4 protein-coding genes are annotated in these 2,822 nt (G+C 70.0%); 1 reads left to right on the forward strand and 3 read right to left on the reverse strand.

Annotated features, from left to right (window positions below; translation table 11 throughout):
• Positions 1–35: 35 nt before the first annotated feature.
• The 3 genes from ACFTZL_RS43620 to ACFTZL_RS43630 form a co-directional block, all read right to left on the reverse strand.
• A complete protein-coding gene (locus tag ACFTZL_RS43620) occupies positions 36–263 on the reverse strand; it encodes a DUF3107 domain-containing protein (RefSeq protein ID WP_189723087.1) in 228 nt (75 codons plus the stop codon).
• 134 nt (positions 264–397) lie between these two features.
• Complete coding sequence (locus ACFTZL_RS43625) at positions 398–1,039, reverse strand: TetR/AcrR family transcriptional regulator (protein WP_382595810.1); 642 nt, start codon at positions 1,037–1,039, stop codon at positions 398–400.
• 206 nt (positions 1,040–1,245) lie between these two features.
• Positions 1,246–1,470, reverse strand: coding sequence for a hypothetical protein (locus ACFTZL_RS43630; RefSeq protein ID WP_382595813.1), 225 nt, complete (start codon positions 1,468–1,470; stop codon positions 1,246–1,248).
• Positions 1,471–1,686: 216 nt separating this feature from the next.
• Between ACFTZL_RS43630 and ACFTZL_RS43635 the strand changes: the two genes are divergently transcribed.
• The gene (locus ACFTZL_RS43635; RefSeq protein ID WP_382595816.1) at positions 1,687–2,718 is read left to right on the forward strand and encodes an alpha/beta fold hydrolase; all 1,032 of its coding nucleotides are present in this window, start codon (positions 1,687–1,689) and stop codon (positions 2,716–2,718) included.
• Positions 2,719–2,822: the final 104 nt, after the last annotated feature.

Raw genomic sequence — 2,822 nt, forward strand, 5'->3', positions numbered from 1 at the left:
GCCGATGGCCGTCCCGCCCCGCTCCACTCACGCGCCTAGAGCGCGCCGAAGCCCACCTTGCGCGGGGCCGGCTCGCCGATCTCGACGTACGCGAGACGGTCGGCCGGGACCAGGATCTTGCGGCCGTGTTCGTCCACGAGGCTCAGCAGCTGCGACTTCCCGGCCAGTGCCTCGGCCACAACGCGCTCGACCTCCTCGGGGCTCTGACCGCTCTCCAGAACGATCTCGCGGGGCGCGTGCTGCACGCCGATCTTGACCTCCACGGCTATGTCCCTCCGACGGTCAGTGATGTGCGCGACCTTCCGCGCCGTACGCAGCACACATTAGCCCGGCGAGGGGACGCGCAGTTCCCGCCCGAGAACGCCACGAGCGAACATCGGGCGGGAACAAAGCGCCCTCAGTGGTGATCGGTCCCGTGCAGCGGGAAGCCCGCGATGCCGCGCCATGCCAGCGAGGTCAGCAACTGCACCGCCTGGTCTCGGGGCACGCTGCGGTCGCTGTGCAGCCAGGACCGCGCGACGACCTGGGCGAGGCCGCCCAGACCCGAGGCGAGCAGCATCGACTCCGCGCGCGACAGGCCGGTGTCCTCGGCGATGACGTCGCAGATCGCTTCCGCGCACTCGTTGGTGACCTTGTCGACGCGCTCACGCACCGCCGGCTCGTTCGTCAGGTCCGACTCGAAGACCAGGCGGAAGGCGCCGCCGTCGTCCTCGACGTACGCGAAATACGCGTCCATCGTGGCCCGTACGCGCTGCTTGTTGTCCGTCGTCGAGGCGAGTGCGTGGCGCACGGCCTGGATGAGCGACTCGCAGTGCTGGTCGAGCAGTGCGAGATAGAGGTCGAGCTTGCCCGGGAAGTGCTGGTAGAGCACCGGCTTGCTGACGCCCGCGCGCTCGGCGATGTCGTCCATCGCCGCCGCGTGATAGCCCTGGGCCACGAAGACCTCCTGGGCGGCGCCCAGGAGCTGGTTCCGTCGGGCACGGCGTGGCAGGCGTGTGCCCCGCGGGCGAACCGCCTCTGTCTGCTCGATGGCTGTCACGCCGCCTCCCATAGTCGTCCACGTGCGGATCTGGCCGCGTCGCCATCGTACTTTTCGGTAACCGTGGTGTGCGCGGTGAGAACGCAGAATTTCACGGACCGGACGGTTGCGAAAGCGGTTGCGAAGGTTTCAAACAGGGACAGAGCGGGCAAAATGCAGCCTCTTTCCTGTTCAACGGCGCTGTTCGCCGCCCCCGGTGGGGGCTGTCACCGGTAGTCGTCCTCGTCGAGTGAGACGACCCGTGCCTGCTCCGCCAGGTCGGCCTCGTTGGCGCGGTCCGGGTCGACGCCGGTCAGTGGGTCGTCGCGGTCCGGTGCGAGGTCCGCGTGCTGCTCGGCCGCGTCGACCTCGGGGGCCTCGACGTCGTACTCCTGCGCCTCCGGCGCGTCCTCGGCCTCGAATGTCTCGGGGTCGGTGGGGTCTACGGCCATGCTGGGCTCCCTTCCTACGAACGTCCCTGAGGATGCAGGGGCCACACGCGGGTGCCCTCTGTACGAGCCTAGGAGACACCCGATCCGGACGCTATGCGATCCGCGTCCGGGGTGTGACGCAGTGCGCATCCCCTGAACTGCTCCTGTCCGATTCTTGTGATGGCGAACACAGGCGAACACATGAGCCACTGCGTGATCGTCTCGTAACATTGCCGCATGTCTTCGACCGAGCTGCCGTTCGTGCCGCCCGCCAATGTGCTGCCGAGAGTGGGGGGCGTCAGGGTCGCGGAGGGCGAGCGGCTGAGGTCGGTCGAGCTGCCCGGGGTCACTCTGACGGTGCGCTCGCGACCGCCCGCGCGCGAGGGGCTGCCTCCCGCGCTCTATGTGCACGGGCTCGGCGGATCCTCGCAGAACTGGTCGGCGCTGATGACGCTGCTGGAGGAGGTCGTCGACAGCGAGGCCCTCGATCTGCCGGGCTTCGGCGACTCCCCGCCACCGGACGACGGCGACTACTCCGTCACGGGGCACGCGCGCGCGGTCATCCGTTACCTCGACGCCTCCGGGCGCGGTCCCGTGCACCTGTTCGGGAACTCGCTCGGTGGCGCCATCACCACCCGTGTCGCCGCGGTACGGCCCGATCTCGTCCGTACGCTCACGCTCGTGTCGCCTGCCCTGCCGGAAATCCGCGTGCAGCGCTCCGCCCTGCCCACGGGGCTGCTGGCGGTGCCCGGTGTCGCCCTGCTCTTCACCCGGCTCACCCGCGCCTGGACGGCGGAGCAGCGGGTCCGCGGTGTGATGGCGCTGTGTTACGGGGACCCGGGCATGGTGACGCCGGAAGGTTTCCGCAACGCCGTGCAGGAGATGGAGCGGCGGCTGCGGCTGCCGTACTTCTGGGACGCGATGGCGCGGTCCGCGCGCGGGATCGTCAACGCCTACACGCTGGGTGGCCAGCAGGGGCTGTGGCGCCAGGCCGAGCGCGTTCTCGCGCCGACCCTCCTCGTCTACGGTGGCCGTGACCAACTGGTCGGCTTCCGCATGGCTCAGAAGGCGGCCCGGGCCTTTCGCGACTCGCGGCTGGTGACGTTGCCGGACGCCGGGCACGTGGCCATGATGGAGTACCCGGAGACAGTGGCCCTGGCGTTTCGCGAACTCCTCGCGGATTCCGGAGAGTTGGGAACACGGCGTGCACGGCGGGCCCGGGGCGACGCCGTCGACAGAGAAAGCACCGACGAGAGCATGGGGGGCTGAGGCGCGACGTGGGACGCCACAGCCGCCGCGGGGCCGTCGCCAAGGGCGACACCGCGGACGCGACCGCAGTACAGGACGACCGGGCCGGGTCGGCGCAGGGAGAG

Origin of the sequence: Streptomyces sp. NPDC056948, from assembly GCF_042674225.1 — a bacterium.
Classification (GTDB): domain Bacteria; phylum Actinomycetota; class Actinomycetes; order Streptomycetales; family Streptomycetaceae; genus Streptomyces; species Streptomyces purpurascens.